This is a genomic window from Streptomyces sp. NPDC007983, from assembly GCF_042958345.1.
Lineage (GTDB): Bacteria > Actinomycetota > Actinomycetes > Streptomycetales > Streptomycetaceae > Streptomyces.
The window spans coordinates 480,395-496,640 of sequence record NZ_JBIBJI010000004.1; the positions used below are offsets into that span (position 1 = coordinate 480,395).

Below are 16,246 nucleotides of genomic sequence, written 5' to 3' on the forward strand. Positions count from 1 at the left end.
GGCGTCATGGGTGAGCCGCCGGCCGGCGCCCTCTGCGACGCGCGAGCGTCGCAGCGGGCGCCGGCCGGTGGCCTCTCCGACGTCAGCGCGGCAGCTGGGCCTCGATCGCCTCGACGACCTCCGCCGCCTCCGGCTCGGTCCGCGGCCGGAACCGGCCGACCACCTCGCCCTGCGGCGAGACCAGGAACTTCTCGAAGTTCCACTGCACGTCCCCGGCCTCCCCCGCCGCGTCCGGCGTCCGGGTCAGCTCGGCGTAGAGCGGATGCCGCTGCTCACCGTTGACGTCCGTCTTCTCCAGCAGCGGGAAGGAGACACCGTACGTGGTCGAGCAGAACGTCTCGATCTCCTCCGCCGTCCCCGGCTCCTGCCCCGCGAACTGGTTGCACGGGACCCCCAGCACGGTGAAGCCGCGCCCGGCGTACCGCTGCTGCAACCGCTCCAGCCCCTCGTACTGCGGCGTCAGCCCGCACTTGGACGCCACGTTGACCACCAGCACCGCGGCACCCTGATGCGCGCCGAGCGTGGTCGGCTCGCCGGACAGGGTGCGCAGGGGAATGTCGTACAGACTCATCGCGGATACCACCTTCGTCGTCAGCCGGTGCGCCCAATCTATGCCCTGCGGGCGCCGTCACGTTTCCTGGGGACTACGCGCGCCTGCCCGCCCCGCCGGAGCGCTCCGGCAACCGGGCGGACAGCGCCTGGCCCAGCGCCAGTACGCTCAGGCCGAACATCAGCACGCCCAGGGGGACATGGAGCGAGGGCACGTGTGCGATGCCCAGCACCACCTGCGCCGAAGCGAGCACGAGAAAGCCGGACGCGTACAGGATGGGGCGTGGCGACCCGCCGCCCGGCCGCCACGCCAGGATCGCGGCGAGCACGTACAGCATCGACGCGCCGTACATCACGCGCGCTCCGGCGCTGTGCAGCACCTCGCCGTGGGACGAGGACAGCAGCAGTCCGGCGGTGACCGCCTGGAAGAAGATGGCCAGGGTCTGCAGGGCGATCGCAACCCGCAGGAACGTGAGGCTGCGCTGTTCTGCCGTCGTCTGTCCGGTGGCCATGGCGCGATTCCCTTCTCCGCCTCGCGGCGTTGATCGGTAATGTCCCGGTAGTCCGACGACGCGGGCCCGCGAAATGTGAGGCGAAGCGCCGGGAGCGGAGGCGGACCGAAGCGGCGAGGCGGAAGCGGACGAGTGGAATCAGGGAGCGGTCGCGGCCATGGACACCCCACCCGAGCCAGGGCATGACCGGTCCGAGCCGGACCTGGGCGCGATCGTCGGCGAGCGGCGCCGGCTGATCAATATCGCCTACCGGCTGCTCGGTTCGCTGACCGAGGCCGAGGACGCCGTGCAGGAGACCTACGCCCGCTGGTACGCGATGTCGCGGCGGCAGCGGGAGGCCATCGAGTCGCCCGGCGCCTGGCTGACGACGGTGGCCGGCCGTATCTGCCTGGACCTGCTGGGCTCGGCCCGGGTCCGGCGCGAGCGCTACGTCGGCGAATGGATACCCGAGCCGCTGCCCGACCGTGCGGAGTGGATCAGTGGGTCGGCGGGTGGCGGCAGGGCCGACCCCGCCGAGCGGGTCGCCCTGGACGAGTCGGTGAACATGGCCTTCCTCGTCGTACTCGAGTCGATGACCCCGGCCGAACGCGTGGCGTTCATCCTTCACGACGTCTTCCGCTACCCGTTCGCCGAGGTCGCCGAGATCGTCGGCCGTACGCCGGCGGCCTGCCGGCAGCTGGCGTCCTCGGCCCGGCGGCGTATCCGCGCCGCGCGGGGTCCGGCGGCGCCGACGGCCGGGCAGGCCGGTCTGGTGCGGCATTTCAAGGAGGCGTGGGAGGCCGGGGACATCGGAGCCCTCGTCGGCCTCCTCGACCCCGACGCCACGATGATCGCCGACGGTGGCGGACTGGCCAGCACCGCCCTTCGCCCGATCGAGGGCAGCGAGCGCATCGCCCAGTACCTGGCCCACATCGCCGGCAAGGCCTCTGGGCTGACGCTCCTGGAGCGGACGGTCAACGGCCGGCCCGGACTGGTCGCCCAGCACTCCGGCGTCACCGTGACCGTGGCGGCGTTCAGCCTCGACGGCGGCCGCATCACCCACATCTGGGCGGTGCGCAACCCGGAGAAACTCCGTCCGTGGACCGAGCACGGCCAGGGCTGACCCCGCGCGCCCCCTCGGCCGGGAGAAGGCTCAGCGCGCGATACGGCGACGGGGCGCGCCAATGTGGCGCGCCCCGTCGAAGCCGCCGAGGGTCTACTCCGGCGGGGTCGGGGTTTCGTGGTTGCGGTACATCGCCTGGATGTCGAGTTCCAGCTTGACCGTCGGTCCGACGACCGCGATGCCGCGGGCGAGCATGTTCCGCCAGTTGAGGGTGTAATCCTCGCGGTGGAGTTCGGCGGTGGCGCGGGCCGCGCAGCGCAGTTCCTGGTCGTATCCGCCGTTGACCGCGCCGAGGTAGGTGGTGTCGAGGGTGACGGAGCGGCTGACGCCGTGCATCGTCAGGGGGCCCTGGATGTTCCACTTCGCACCGCTGCGCCAGGTGAAGCGGTTGCTGACGAAGTGGATGTCCGGGTAGTTCTCGACGTCGAGGAAGTCGGCCGAGCGCAGGTGGTTGTCCCGGGTGTTGTTGCCGGTGGAGATGCTGGAGGCGTCGATGAGGACCTCGATGCGGGAGTCCTCGATGCGCTCGGCGACATGGATGCCGCCGCGGAAGCGGGTGAAGCGGCCGTGCACGTTGGCCATGCCGACATGGCGGGCGATGAAGCGGATGGCGGTGTGCGGGGGGTCGAACAGCCAGGTGCCGGGCGGCGGGAGTTCGAGCTGCTGCGAGGGCTGCATCGGGATGCGCTCGGGGTCGGCGCATACGCCCGGCCTGACCTCGGTGGTGAGGCGATGGGGCTCCAGGCCGCTGCCGGTGAGCAGCACCGAGTACTCGCCCGGCTCCAGCGTGGCGACGAACAGCCCGTGCGGGTCGGTGGTGGCCTTGATCGCCTGCTTGCCCGCGCCGCGGGTCGCGGTGATGGTGACCTCGACACCGCCCAGCGGCTGGCCGACGGGGTCCAGGACCTCGCAGCTGAAGGCACCGGCACCGACGGGCATGGGGAGGCGGAGACCCGATCCACGGTTCGGGCGCTTGGTTCGCATGCGCCGGAGCAGTGCGAGGGGTGTTGCAGTCATCTCTCTAAGGTTTCTCTCGGTAACGGGGGCTCCCCATGATGAGGGGCGCTGGGGGACGTCACCCATCAGGGGCGGTTGTATCGGCCGACGGCCTCGGCCTCGTACACACCGCTCATGAGGCGGCACGCGACAGTACGAGGTCGAAGTCGGCGCGACGAAAGGGGGTGCTGACACCGTAGCGGGTGGCGAGGGCGGGGTCGTCGACCAGGGTGAAGTCCTGCACCAGGCTCCGTTTGACGGCGAACACCGCGTCCGACTCCACATACGGACTGCCCGCCACGAAGACATGGGTGGTCAGAGTGGCGTGCCCGGCGGCCTCGGCGATGACGTGGATGTGCGCGGGCCGGTACGGATGCCGGCCGGTGGCGCGCAGCAGGGCGCCGACCGGCCCGTCGGTGGGGATGGGGTACGGACTCGGTACGCAGGTGCGGAACCAGAAGCGGCCCTCGGCGTCGGCGGTGAACAGCCCGCGCCCGTTGCCCTCCGGCTGGACGCCGGGCTGCTGCACATCGTAGAAGCCCTGGTCGCTGGCCTGCCAGACGTCGAGAACGGCCCCGGGCAGCGGGGTGCCGTCGGTGCCGGTCACCCGGCCGGTGACGACGCAGGGCTCGCCGGTGCCCACGAGATCGATGGTGTCACCGAGGTCACGGCGCGGCGATCCGGTCAGGTGGAAGGGGCCGAGAATGGTGGGTTCGGTGGCCCCCTCCGCCCCGCGCCCGTTGATCGTCTCGACCAGCGTGGAGATCCCGAGGACATCGGAGAGCAGGATGAATTCCTGCCGGGTGTCGGTGCAGTGACGACCGGTCTCGGTGAGGAAGCCGATCGCCGCCTCCCACTCCTCGGGGGTGGGTTCGGTCTCGCGCACGAAGTTGTGCAGATGTCGGGCCAGGGAGGTGAGGAGAGTGTGCAGCCGTGGGTCGGGGGTGGCGGCGAAGCTGTCGATGACGGCTTCGGTCGCGGTGTCCTCGGTGAAGTCGGTGGCCATGCCTCTCCCCTTCGCTTCGTACGCCGGGTGTGCCGCGTACCGTCAGTGGGCCTCCTGGTGTGCGGGGCGCGCATGTCCGAGGATCTGCCTCAGCGCACCGGTCAGCAAGCCCGCCGCGTCCGGCGAGGCCGTGGCGTGGCGGAAGCCGATGTAGTTGTCGGGGCGGGCCAGCAGGGCGCCGCCGTCGCCGATTTCGCGCAGTGCGGCCCAGTCACCGTACGGGTCCTCGTACTCCTGACCGGGCCCGATGACGACGGTGGCGACCTCGATGCCCAGTGCGCGGCCCGCGGCCTCGGCCGCCTGCCGCCAGCCGTCCCCGCCGATGCCGGTGAAGAGGGTGAACCGGCCGTGGCCGCCGAGGTCCAGGGTGGAGAACCGGTCACGGCCGCGGGTGACCCAGGCGTGCGGCAGCTTGGCGCCGGGCCGGGTGGAGGGCTGGTGGTACAGCTCCGGGTCGCGGACGAAGCCGGGGTCGGGGGTGCCGTCGGGGACGACGGCGGCCGAGGCGTACCGCTGGTTCATCTCCACACCGTGCGCGTTGAACTCGTACACCTTGGCGGCGATGGCCTCCCGCAGCCGCTGCCGCTGCTTCTCCGCCTCGGCGGTGGCGTCCTTGCGGGCGGCGACGTTGCGCCACATCTGCTCGGGGTCGGCGGTGGACAGCACGTTCAGCGCCTCGAAGACCGGCGCGGTCTCGCCGATGCTCTTGTTGGCGCGTTCGACGATCTGCCGTCCGACCGGGGCCCGCTCGGCGGAGTAGCTGTCCAGGAGGGCAGGAGCGGCGGTGCCGTCGAGGACGTGGCGGAGCTTCCAGGCGAGGTTGTACGCGTCCTGGATGGAGGTGTTGGAGCCCAGGCCGTTGGACGGCGGATGGCGGTGGACGGCGTCGCCCGCGCACAGCACCCGCCGGTCGGCGTAGTCTTCCGCGTACAGGTGGTTGACGGTCCAGGCCGAGGTCGAGGTGATACGGACCGGGATCTCGTCGTCGCCGAGCAGGCGGCGCACCACCGACAGCGCGAACTCCTCGGTGAGGTCCGGCGGACCGGCCTCCAGGTCGTACCCCCACACCACCATCCACTCGGTCCAGGGGCGTACGCAGCGCACCAGCCCGGCGCCGATACCGCCGACGGTGGCGCCGGGGGCGAGCACCCAGTAGAGCGTGGAGGGGCGGTGGGCGGTGAGGGCGGTCAGGTCCGCCTCGAAGACGATGTTGAGGCTGCCCGCGACGCCCATCCGCCCGACGGTGGGCAGCCCGGCGTTCTCGGCGACGCGGCTGCGCCCGCCGTCCGCGCCGACCAGGTAGCGGGACCGGACGCGGTAGGTGTCGCCGCGCAGCCGGTCCCGTACGGTCGCGGTCACGCCCTCGTCGTCCTGCTCGTGTGCGAGGTATTCGGTGTCGAAGCGCAGCGCGGTGCCCCGGGCGACGGCGGCGTCCACCAGGACGGGTTCCATGAGGTGCTGCGGCATGTCGCACATGGGGCTGGGGCCGGCCAGTTCGTGTTCGGCCTGGACCCGCGGGTCGTTGCCCCAGGAGCGCAGCCGCCCCAGCTCCTCGCCCGCGAGGCTGGTGCAGAAGACGGTGTTCCCCATGAGGTGCTGCGGGGTGGCCCGGTCCCGCACCCGCTCCTCGACGCCGAGGTCGCGCAGCACCTCCATGGTGCGCTGGTTGGTGATGTGCGCGCGGGGCGTGTCCGCGAGGCGGCCGTACCGGGTGACCATCATGTTGGGCACGCCGTAGGTGCTCAGGGCGAGCGCCGTCGCGGCTCCGGCCGGGCCGCTGCCGACGACCAGTACGTCGGTCTCGACGGTGTCCACTGGGTGAGGCTCCTCTCCTGGTGGCCGGTCCTTCGCCGATCCCGGCCAGTTTTGATGATCTTGGTCCAGGAGGGGACGCCGGAGGTGTCTCAATACGAGACACCCGGCCCGTATACGGTGAGGTCCCTGTGACGAGCATCGACGACACCCCGGCCGCCCCGGCTCTCGCCCTGGTACGACGGGCCCGGGAGCGGTTCCTCGCCGGGCGGCCGCCGGGCGAGGACATCCCCGACGAGCTGGCCGAGGCGTGGCGGCGGGCCCGGTTCCTGGGCGTACGGCGGGATCTGACGCCGCCACCGGCCCCCGTACCCGCACACTCCCCGCTGCTGGCCACCGCGTGTCCGGTGCTCGACCGTGTCCTGCCCGCCCTGGCCGGCGGCGACACGGCGCTGGTACTCGCCGACTCCCGCTGCCGGGTGCTGTGGTCGGGCGGCGGTCCCGCACCGGCGGCAGGTCGCGATCTGTCCGAGCGGGCGGTGGGGCACAACAGCGCGGTGCTCGCGCTACGCCTCGGGCGACGGGCGGAGGTGCACGGGCCGGAGCACGTCCTGGACCTGTGGCAGGGGCTGTCGGCGGTCAGCGTTCCGGTGTACGAGCCGGGGGCGGACCGCCCGGCCGGGACCGTCACGGCGCTGGCCCCCTTGCGCGAGGACCGCGCGCCCCATCCGGGCGCGGCGCTCGCCGAGGCCACCGCGTTCGCGGTCGAGTCGGAGCTGCTGGGCCGGGCCCGGCCCCCGGAGCGGCTGCTGCTGGACGCGTATCTGCGGGAGGCACCGGAGGGGCGCGCGGTGGTGGCGCTCGACGGCGGCAGCCGCATCGTCAGCCCCGGGGCGGCGCGGCTGCTGTCGGACGAGACGCTGGCCCGGCTGGAGCGCCGGGCCACGGCGCTGCTGCTGGACGCGGGGGCGGCGGACGGGCGGCGGCCGCGGGAGTTCCCGGTGCCGGACGGGGCCGGGCTCGTCGTCCGTATGACGCCGGTCGTACGCGAGGGCGACGGCCAGGTCATCGGCGCGGTGGCGGTGGCCCGCCCTGGTCCGGCGGCCGGTCCGGCGCGGACGGATCGTACGGCGGGGCAGGACGGCGTCGGCCGGGAGCGGCTGCCGGGGCTGGCCGGTACGTCGGGGCCGTGGCGGGTGGCCGTCGCGCGGGCGACCGGGCTGGCCGTGAGCGCGGAGCCGCTGCTGCTGACCGGGGAGGCGGGCGTCGGCAAGTCCTCGCTCGCCCGCGCCCTGTTCGCCTGGCGCGGCGCCACCGCGCCCCTGGTGGTGGACGCCGCCGAGGGCGCGCCCGGTGCCGTACCGCGCTGGTGCCACGCCCTGGCGGAGGGTGACGGCGCGCCCCCGCTGCTCCTGCTGCACGCCGAGCGGCTGGACCAGCCCGATGTGGCCGCGCTGCTCTCGCTGCTGGCGCGGCGGCCCGAGGTGCCGCTGACGGCGACGCACACCCCAGGGACCATGGTCGGCCCGTGTCTGCGGCGGCTGCTGGACCTGCTCACGGCCCGTTCCGTCGCCCTGCCGCCGCTGCGTGAGCGCGTCGAGGACATCCCCGTACTGCTGCCGGGGCTCGCCGGGCGCCCCTCCCCCGGCCGCCCGCCGCTGTCGTGGAGCCTGGACGCGCGCCGGGCCCTGGAACAGCACGACTGGCCGGGCAACGTCGCCGAACTGTCCCAGGTGGTACGGGAGGTGGCCGAGCACCGCCGCGCCACCGGCCCGGTGCGGCGCGCGGAGCTGCCGCCGGGCCTGCGGGTGCCGCCCGCCGCACGGCGGCTCAGCGGGATGGAGCGGGCCGAGCGCACCGCGATCCTGGAGGCGCTGCGCCGCCACGGCGGCAACAAGGCACGCGCGGCCGAGTCCCTGGGCATCGGCCGGGCCACCCTGTACCGCAAGCTGCGCGCCCTGGGCGTGGATCAGCTCCAGCCGGGGAGCTGACGGCCAGTAGGGTTTTCAGCACGGTCGTGTTCATGTCGTTCGAGGGGGAACCGTGGGGGCTGGCGACACCGGGGGAACGGGGCGGGCGGACGTCGTCGTCCTGACCGCGCTGGAGATCGAGTACCGGGCCGTACGGGCGCATCTGGACGATCCGCGTCCGGTCCGGGCGGAGCGCGGCTCCCTGTTCGAGACGGGCGTCCACCGCTCCGCGGCCCGGCCCGGCGGGCGGCGGGTGGCGATCCATATGACGGGTCCGGGGAACCCGGGCGCGGCGGCGCTGGTCGAGCGGGCGGCGGCGCTCTTCGCGCCGCGGGCCGTGCTGTTCGTCGGCGTGGCGGGCGGCGTCAAGGATGTCGCGCTCGGCGATGTGGTGGCCGCCGACGCGGTGTACGACTACGAGACCGGCAAGGACACCGAGTCCGGGTTTCTGCCCCGGCAGAAGACCCATCAGCCCGCCTACGGACTGGTGCAGCTGGCCCGGAGCGTCGCCGCGGCCGACGACTGGCAGCGGCGGATCCTGCCCGGCGGCGGCGCGCCGCGCCCGCGCGCCCACGTCAAGCCGATCGCGGCCGGCGGCCGGGTGGTGGGGCACGAGCGCTCCGATGTCGGCCTCCGGCTCGCGGCCGTCGCCGGGGACGCGATCGCGGTCGACATGGAGGGCTTCGGCTTCCTCGCGGGCGCGTACGTCAACCAGCACCTCGACGCGCTGGTGATCCGGGGCGTCTCCGATCTGCTGGGCGACAAGGGCGTGGCGCACGACGAGCACTGGCAGCCGGTCGCCTCCCGGCACGCGGCCGCCTTCGCCTTCGAACTGATCGGGCGGCTCCCCGGCGCGGAGGCGGCGCCCGGCGCGCCCGCCCGGCGCCGGGCCAAGCTCACCATCCAGGAACTCGGCGGTCTCGCGGACCTGTTGCTGGAGGTACCCGGTCTGTCCTCCCCCACCGGCTGGCAGCAGCTGCTCGACGAGCTGCCCACCGTCGGCACCGCGGTAGCCCGGCAGTCGGCGAGCCGCGCCGAGGCCCTGGCCCTGCTGCGTACCTGCGAGGCGCACCGGGCCCTGGGCGAGCTGGTGTCCGTGGTGGACGTCCTGGCCCCCGACGCCCCGGCGGCGGCCGAACTCGGCCGCCGCGTCGAGGAATTGGGCCTGGCCTGAGGTCTCCCGGGGGGCGGGAAGGGTGTCGCGGGGGGCGTGCGGGGCATACAAGTTGTCCGGAGTCCGCGCGGGCGGCGCTTGCCTGTGGCAGGGTCTCCGGCGGGATCATCGGCGGCGGGGACCGGTGATGCGGGTACGGGGGAGGCACGGCATGGCGGCCACGCGGGAAGGCGGCCTCAGATCGGTCAATCATTTGGTGTCGGCTTTGAAGGAGTTCCGCTGTCTGACGGATCCGGATTCGCGCGCACTGTGTCTGGACCTGGTCGCGATGGAAATGGAGACCACGTCCGTCCCGGTGCGCGGCCATCGCGTCACCGACTACTTCCTGGTGGAGCTGGCCCGGGAGTGCCTGGAGAACGTGCGGATGATGCGCGCGCTGCGCGCCTCGCTCGCGGTGATGGCGCCGGGCACGGACGCCATGGACCGCCTCGATTCGGTCGTGGAGCAGATGACGGCCCGTCCGGTGCTGCCGTCCCCGGCCGCCGGTGGGCTGCGGTCGCTGCTGGAGGATCTGGAGTTCGGGCACCTGGGCCAGTTGTGCCGGGCCGCGGCGGGTCCGCTGCAGGACGTCCCGGCGGTCAGCGGCCCCTGGCACGCCTTCGAGGAGCTGAGCCGGATGAACGCGCGGCCGGACGGGCTGCCGCCGGGGCTCGCCCTGGTGGAGTATCTGGCGGCGTCGGCCCAGCCGCTGCGGAGGGCCGACGCGCTGCGGGCGTGGGCCGATGAGCAGGCGCGGGAGCTGGACCTGACCTCGCAGCTGAGATCACTGCGCCAGCAGGTGGGGCATGCCGCCCCGGCCGAGCCGGACGACGCGTACCTGGTGATCCGGCTGCTGCCGCAGGAGGAGCCGGGCCGTTACGAGCTGTCGTCCTGGCACAGCTACGACCCCAGCGGCTGGCATCCGGTCCGCGGCCCGGTCACCCAGGTCACCGCCGCCACCGCCGAACGGGCCGTGCAGGAGCTGGTGTACGCGGCGGAGGAGGAGTGGGAGGACGCCCGGTGCATCCATCTGGAGTTCCTGCTGGGCCCCGACGATCTGAATCTGCCGGTGCACCTGTGGCGCAAGGAGCTGGACAGCACGATGGCCACTCCGCTGTGCATGGACTATCCGGTGGTGGTGCGGAGTCTGGAGCGGAGCCAGACCAGACGCTGGCACCGCCCGTGGAACCACCGCTGGCAGCTCTTCTCCGGGCGGCCCGAACTCGCCAGACAGCTCGTCGTCGAGGGCCAGGATCCGGACAGTCCGCGCTCCGGCGATCCGGCCGCGCTGCTGGCCCGGCTCCAGGCGGATCCGCATGTCGTCGCGCTGATCCTCAACTCGCCGCCGGGCGGCGCCGGTGAGGGTTCGTACGAGGCGCTGGCGGCCTGGCGGGCGGGAATCCCGCTGGTGGCGTGGGATCGCCGGCCCACCCGGGATCCGGCGTTCGTCCAGTACTTGAGACAAAAATCGGACGAGGCCAGCGGGGACCTGGCACGGCTCCGCGAAGCCGTGACAAAGTTACGTCTGGACGCCCATACGATCGACTCCGCGGAGCGGGAGCATCACCCGGGGCAGCATGTGGTGCTCGTCTGGGACGACCCGACCCGGCCCGTGGAGACGCAGGGACGCATGACGGGGCCGGACGAGGGGTTGGGCAGTCGATGAGCGACGCAGAGCCTGCACGGCGGCACAACGGGCGGATCCCGGGCGGCGAGGGCTCCGCCTCCGGTCCCCTGCCGGCCGGCATACCGCGCCCCTGGTGGATCTACCAGGGCACCGGGCGCCCGCTGCACGACGTCAGCCTGGAGGACATCCTTCCGCCCCCGCCGCCCTGGCGCACCTTCGGCGGCGTCTCGGCCGGTCCGGTGGACGGCTACGACGGTGACGGCACGACCGGCGCGTTATCCGACCCGGACGAGCCGCCGACCGAGCCCCCGGCGCCGCCGGAGGACGTGCAGGACACCGCCCGGCGGCTCGGCGCGACTCCGCTCGGCCTGCGGTCGGAGGCGGAGGAGGCGGACGTGGTGAACGCCGCGCTCATCCTGCGGCGTCCGCTGCTGGTGACCGGCCGCCCGGGCACGGGCAAGTCGACGCTGGCGTACCGCATCAGCCGGGAGCTGGGCCTGGGCCGGGTGCTGCGCTGGCCGATCACCACGCGTTCCACCCTGCGGTCGGGTCTCTACGGCTACGATGCCGTCGGCCGTGTGCACGCCGCGGCGGCCGGACAGACGGCTGAGGAGGACGGACACGAACCCGGACCGGAGGACATCGGCGACTTCCTCCAACTCGGCCCGCTGGGCACGGCGATGCTGCCGCACCGCCTCCCCCGCGTCCTGCTCATCGACGAATTCGACAAGAGCGACATCGATCTGCCCAATGACCTCCTCGACATCTTCGAGGCCGGCGAGTACTCCATCCCCGAGCTGGTGCGCATCCGCAGGCGGCGCCCGGCCGTATCGGTCCTCACCGACGACCCCGACCGCAGCACCGTCATCGCCTCGGGCCGGGTGCGCTGCCGCGCCTTCCCCATCGTCGTCATCACCAGCAACGGGGAGCGGGAGTTCCCGCCCGCCTTCCTGCGCCGCTGTCTCCAGCTGCGGCTGCCCGACCCGGACGCCGACCGGCTCGCCGCGATCGTGGCCGCGCACCTGGGCAGAGCGGACGACCCGCGCGCCCGGGAACTCATCGACATGTTCCTGGAGCGCAGCCGGCACGAAGGCGGGCTCGCCGCCGACCAGTTGCTCAACGCGGTGTATCTGGTGACGGCCCGTTCCGAGACCCCGGGGCCCGAGTGGGAGGAGCTACTGCGCGCCGTCTGGCACCGGCTGGACGCCGCAGGCTCGACATGACACAGGACCCAGGCGGCGGGTCCGGTGAGCACGGCCCACGGGACCTCGACTGGCAGCAGATCGCCGATGCCTTCTGGCTGGCCGTCTGCAAGGCCGAAACGGACCGCGGACCCGGTCGGCCGGCGTCCGGCCCGCTCCCCGCGCCCCCGCGAGGCGACACTCCGCCGCCCGCCGACGACCGGCCCCCCGAGCCGCCGGAGGAGGACAGCGGGCAGCGGCCTGCGCCCGCGCCCGAACCGGCCGTCTCGGCGCCGCAGCCCGTGGAACTCGTCGACGTGCCCGACGCGCCGGAGGACCCGGACGGGACGGAACCGGCGCTGGTCACCGACGTCATGGTGCCCGCGCCCCGGCTGACCGCCGCCGGGCCGCTGGTCGCCGAGCGCGCCGTCTCCCGGGCGCTGCGCCCCCTCAAGCGCACCGCGCCCTCGCCGGTCGAGCTGGAGGTCGACGAGGAGGCCACGGCCGAGCGGGCCGCCCGCGACGGGCTGTGGCTGCCGGAGTGCGCGCCCGTCCAGGAGCGCTGGATGGACGCGGTCCTGGTGCTGGACTGCGGCAGCTCGATGGTGGTGTGGCGGCGCACGGCGGCGCGGCTGGTCACCGTGCTGGAGCGGACGGGTGCCTTCCGGGGCGTCCGGGTGCACCGGATGAACACCGATCACCCGCTGACCGTGGACCACCACGACTCCCCGGTGGACGGCATGTCCCCGCGCGGGAAGCGGGCGGTGCTGGTGCTCACCGACGGCATCGGCGCGGCCTGGGGGGATGAGAGCGCGCAGCGCGCCCTGGGGCGCTGGGCCCGGCGCGCGTCGGTCGCCGTTCTCCATGTGCTGCGTCAGGGCCGCTGGCACCACACGGGCATCGCGCCGGAGCGGGTCCGGGTACGGGTCCCCGAGCCCGGCGCGCCCAACGGCACCTGGCGGCGGAGCGGCGGCGGTTCCTGGCCGGGCGGCGAACCCCCGGTGCCGGTGCTGGAGCTGGACGCGCGCTGGCTGGGCAACTGGGCGCGGCTGGTGGGCCGTCCGTCGGAGCGGGGCCATGACACGCTGGCGCTGCTGCCCGGGGCGCCGGCCGAGCCCTGGGATCCGGAGCCCGAACCCAGCGCCTGGGACCGGGTCTTCCGCTTCCGCTCCACCGCCTCGCCGAGCGCCTTCCGGCTGGCGGCGCGGCTGGCGGCGGCCCCCCTGAACATTCCCGTGATGGAGTTCGTGCAGGGGATCCACCAGCCGGAGGGCAGCCCCGGCGATCTGGCCGAAATCCTGCTGGGCGGGCTGTTACGCAAGGTCGGCACCGCCGACCCGCTGGACGAGACCGGAATCGGCTACGAGTTCCACGACGGGGTGCGGGAACTGCTGCTGTCCGCCGGATTACGGGACGAGTCGCTGTACACCCTGCGCAGCGTGCTGGACCGGCTGGGCCGCCGCTGGAAGCCGCTGCATCTGCTGCGCGATCTGCTCAACCACCCCTCGGGGCCGGTGCGGGACCTGCCCGACACCGAGCGCCTGATGCCGTACATACGCCTTCAGGAACAGGTCTACCAGGCCCTTTCCGGGCCCTATCTCGAAGGCGCGCGCTCCTTTCGCGCCCTTGTCCTCGCGCGCCAAGCGCTCCCCCGCACGGGCGAAAGCCGCCCGGAGCCCTTTGAAGACGTACCCCACTGGGGAAATGTGGTACCCGAGGTTGCCGTGACCGACTCCATGACTCCCCGACCCCGTCCGTCGTCCCAAGCCGACGATTCACCACCCCCGCCGGCGCACGGCACGCCGGGTACGGCGGGGGAGCATTCGAGAGGAACCTTCGTGTCCGTGACCGCTGCCCGGTCCCTGCCCGCCGTGGAGGAGCGCCGCGCCGGGGATCCCCCGGCCATCTGGGGCAATGTGCCGCCCCGGAACAACAACTTCACCGGACGGCGAGCGCTGCTCGACACGCTGCACGAGCGGCTGCGCAGCGAGGGAACGGCCGCCGTGCTTCCCGAAGCGCTGCACGGTCTCGGCGGGGTCGGAAAGTCCCAGATCGCCCTGGAGTACGTGCATCAGCACGCCGCGGACTACGACGCGGTGTGGTGGATCCCGGCGGAGCGCCCGGAGCAGATCCGCCAGGCGCTGGTGCAGCTCGCCGACCGGCTCGGGCTGCAGGCGGGCATGGAGGCGAACACGGCCGTGCCCAGCGTGCTGGACGCGCTGCGCACCGGGCGCCCCTGCCGCAACTGGCTCCTGGTCTTCGACAACGCGGAGGAGCTGGAGACGGTCCGGCCGTTCTTCCCCGCGGGCGGGCCCGGCCGGATCCTGGTGACGTCGCGGAACGCCCAGTGGTCGCGGGCCGCCCGTACCGTCGAGGTGGATGTCTTCGAGCGCGAGGAGAGCATCCAACTGCTGCTGCGGCGGGGGCCGGAGCTGCCGCACGAGCAGGCCGACCGGATCGCCGAGACCCTGGGGGATCTGCCGCTGGCGATCGAGCAGGCGGCGGCGTGGCTCTCGGAGACGGGGATGCCGGTCGACGAGTACCTCCAGGTCTTCGAGGACGAGCGGGCGGATGTCAGCACCCGGCGCAACGAGCTGCTGGCCGCCGGGGTCCCGGTCGACTATCCCGAACCGGTCGCCGCCGCCTGGAACATGTCGCTGCGCCGGCTCGCCGAGCACCACCCGGGCGCCCTCCAACTGCTGCAGATGTGCTCCTTCTTCGCCCCCGAGCCGATCTCCCGGCGGCTCTTCTCGGGCATCCGGGGTGTCTCCCTCTCCCCCGAGCTGTCGGAAGTGCTCCAGGATCCGATCAAACTCGGCCATGCGATCCGGGAGATCAACCGCTACGCCCTGATCAAGATCAATCACCGCAGCAACACCATCGAACTGCACCGGCTGGTGCAGGCGGTGCTGATCGGCCAGATGTCCCCGCAGCAGCAGGCCGACATGCGGCACAGCGCCCATGTGCTGCTCGCCTACGGCGACCCCAATGACGTCTCGCCCGCCAACTGGGGACGCTACGCGGACCTGCTGTCGCACGTCCGGGCGTCCCGCGCGATGGACTGCGACGACAAATGGGTGCGCCAGATGGTGCGGAACCTGGTCCGGTTCCTCCACGTCTGGGGCGACCACGAGGGCGCGCTCGAACTCGGCAGCCGGGTACGGGAGAAGTGGCGGACCTCGCTCGGCGAGGACAACCCGGAGACGCTGGCCATCTCCCGCACGCTCGGCCATGTCCTCCGCCTGCTCGGCCGCTTCGGGCAGGCCCGGGAGCTGAACAGCCGGACGCTCGAACTGCAGCGCGCCAGCGAGGGCGACGACCACGAGAACACGCTGGTCACCCTCGGAGCCGTTGCCAGCGACGCCCGCTACCAGGGCGACTACACGCACTCGCTGGAGCTGGAGGAGGACCGCTGGCGGCGGACCCTGCGGCTGTTCGGCGACGAGGATCCGTACACCATCGCCGCCGCCAACGACTACGCCCTGGCGCTGCGCTCGGCCGGTGACTTCGCGCGCGCCCGGGAGGTGGACCAGAATGCCCGCGACCTCGCCGAGGTCGTCCTCGGCGAGGACTCGCTGCTGACGATCCTGCTGGAGGCCAATCTCTCGATCGACGTCCGGGAGAGCGGCGACTACATCGCCGCCCGCACCATGCTGGAGCAGACCTGCGCCCGGGTCCGTCAACTGCTTCCGCAGAACGCGCCGATCGGCGTGTACGCCCTGCGCAATCTCGCCGTCGCGCGCCGCAAGGCGGGTGACCACGAGGGCGCGCTGGAGATCACCCGGGAGGTCCTGGAGCGGTACCAGCTGCGCTACAGCGAGCCCAACCTCCACATCGCGGCGACCTCGCTCAACCTGTCCATGGATCTGCGCCAGACCGCCGACCTCGACGGCGCCCGCGAGCTGGGCGCCAAGTGCGTGGACGACATGCGGTCCGCCCTGGGGCCGCGGCACCCGGTGACGCTGAGCGCGGCCATCGACCTGGCCGTCACCCTGCGGCTGCTGGGCGAGACCGAGGCCGCGCTCACGCTCAACAAGGAGACGATGCCCGTGCTGGTCGAGGCGCTGGGGACGGACCACCCGATCACCCTGGCCTGCGCGATCAACCTGGCCAGCGATCACTACACGCTGGCGGACTACCAGGAGGCCCGGGAGCTGGACACCAAAACGCTCGCGGCCTGCCGGTCACGGCTGGGCGATGACCACCCCACCACGCTGGCCTGCGCGGTCAACCTGTCCGGGGATCTGCGGGCGCTGGGCGAGGGGCGGTCGGCCGAGGAGCTGCACAACGACTCCCTGGCCCGGATGCGCACCGTCCTGACCCCCGGCCACCCGGCCACGGTCGCGGCGGCCCGGGGCATCCGCGCGGACTGCGATGTGGAGGCGATCCCCTTCTGAC

The 16,246-nt window shown here is 73.2% G+C and carries 11 protein-coding genes; 6 read left to right on the forward strand and 5 right to left on the reverse strand.

Going from position 1 to position 16,246, the window contains the following annotated elements; translation table 11 throughout:
• Positions 1-82: 82 nt before the first annotated feature.
• Complete coding sequence (locus ACFZCY_RS15670; protein ID WP_391172920.1) at positions 83-571, reverse strand: glutathione peroxidase; 489 nt, start codon at positions 569-571, stop codon at positions 83-85.
• A 73-nt stretch (positions 572-644) separates the two neighbouring features.
• On the reverse strand, positions 645-1,061 hold the full coding sequence (locus ACFZCY_RS15675; protein ID WP_391172923.1) for a hypothetical protein: 417 nt from the start codon (positions 1,059-1,061) through the stop codon (positions 645-647).
• A gap of 157 nt (positions 1,062-1,218) precedes the next feature.
• Here ACFZCY_RS15675 and sigJ point away from each other — a divergent pair, with 157 nt between their 5' ends.
• Positions 1,219-2,163 carry an RNA polymerase sigma factor SigJ gene (sigJ, locus tag ACFZCY_RS15680; protein WP_391172926.1) on the forward strand — a complete coding sequence of 315 codons (945 nt, stop codon included), beginning with the start codon at positions 1,219-1,221 and terminating at the stop codon, positions 2,161-2,163.
• A gap of 93 nt (positions 2,164-2,256) precedes the next feature.
• On the opposite strand, the gene ACFZCY_RS15685 is transcribed toward sigJ, so the two are convergent.
• The 3 genes from ACFZCY_RS15685 to ACFZCY_RS15695 all read right to left on the reverse strand — a co-directional run bounded on the left by ACFZCY_RS15685 (position 2,257) and on the right by ACFZCY_RS15695 (position 5,980).
• Positions 2,257-3,180, reverse strand: a complete 924-nt coding sequence (locus ACFZCY_RS15685) for a YceI family protein (RefSeq protein ID WP_391172929.1) — start codon at positions 3,178-3,180, stop codon at positions 2,257-2,259.
• A gap of 112 nt (positions 3,181-3,292) precedes the next feature.
• Positions 3,293-4,165 (reverse strand): dioxygenase, encoded by an 873-nt coding sequence (locus tag ACFZCY_RS15690; RefSeq protein WP_391172932.1) that lies wholly within the window; start codon positions 4,163-4,165, stop codon positions 3,293-3,295.
• Between the two features lie 42 nt (positions 4,166-4,207).
• Complete coding sequence (locus ACFZCY_RS15695; RefSeq protein ID WP_391172936.1) at positions 4,208-5,980, reverse strand: FAD-dependent monooxygenase; 1,773 nt, start codon at positions 5,978-5,980, stop codon at positions 4,208-4,210.
• Between the two features lie 128 nt (positions 5,981-6,108).
• Between ACFZCY_RS15695 and ACFZCY_RS15700 the strand changes: the two genes are divergently transcribed.
• The 5 genes from ACFZCY_RS15700 (at position 6,109) to fxsT (ending at position 16,245) form a co-directional block, all read left to right on the forward strand.
• A complete protein-coding gene (locus tag ACFZCY_RS15700) occupies positions 6,109-7,908 on the forward strand; it encodes a helix-turn-helix domain-containing protein (protein ID WP_391172939.1) in 1,800 nt (599 codons plus the stop codon).
• A 52-nt stretch (positions 7,909-7,960) separates the two neighbouring features.
• Positions 7,961-9,061 (forward strand): hypothetical protein, encoded by a 1,101-nt coding sequence (locus ACFZCY_RS15705; RefSeq protein ID WP_391172942.1) that lies wholly within the window; start codon positions 7,961-7,963, stop codon positions 9,059-9,061.
• 196 nt (positions 9,062-9,257) lie between these two features.
• Complete coding sequence (locus ACFZCY_RS15710) at positions 9,258-10,706, forward strand: hypothetical protein (protein WP_391172945.1); 1,449 nt, start codon at positions 9,258-9,260, stop codon at positions 10,704-10,706.
• Positions 10,703-11,890 carry an AAA family ATPase gene (locus tag ACFZCY_RS15715; RefSeq protein ID WP_391172948.1) on the forward strand — a complete coding sequence of 396 codons (1,188 nt, stop codon included), beginning with the start codon at positions 10,703-10,705 and terminating at the stop codon, positions 11,888-11,890. The genes ACFZCY_RS15710 and ACFZCY_RS15715 overlap by 4 nt, the downstream gene beginning before the upstream one ends.
• Positions 11,887-16,245 carry an FxSxx-COOH system tetratricopeptide repeat protein gene (fxsT, locus tag ACFZCY_RS15720; RefSeq protein ID WP_391172951.1) on the forward strand — a complete coding sequence of 1,453 codons (4,359 nt, stop codon included), beginning with the start codon at positions 11,887-11,889 and terminating at the stop codon, positions 16,243-16,245. Before ACFZCY_RS15715 ends, fxsT begins: the two co-directional genes overlap by 4 nt.
• The last annotated feature ends 1 nt before the right edge of the window (position 16,246 follow it).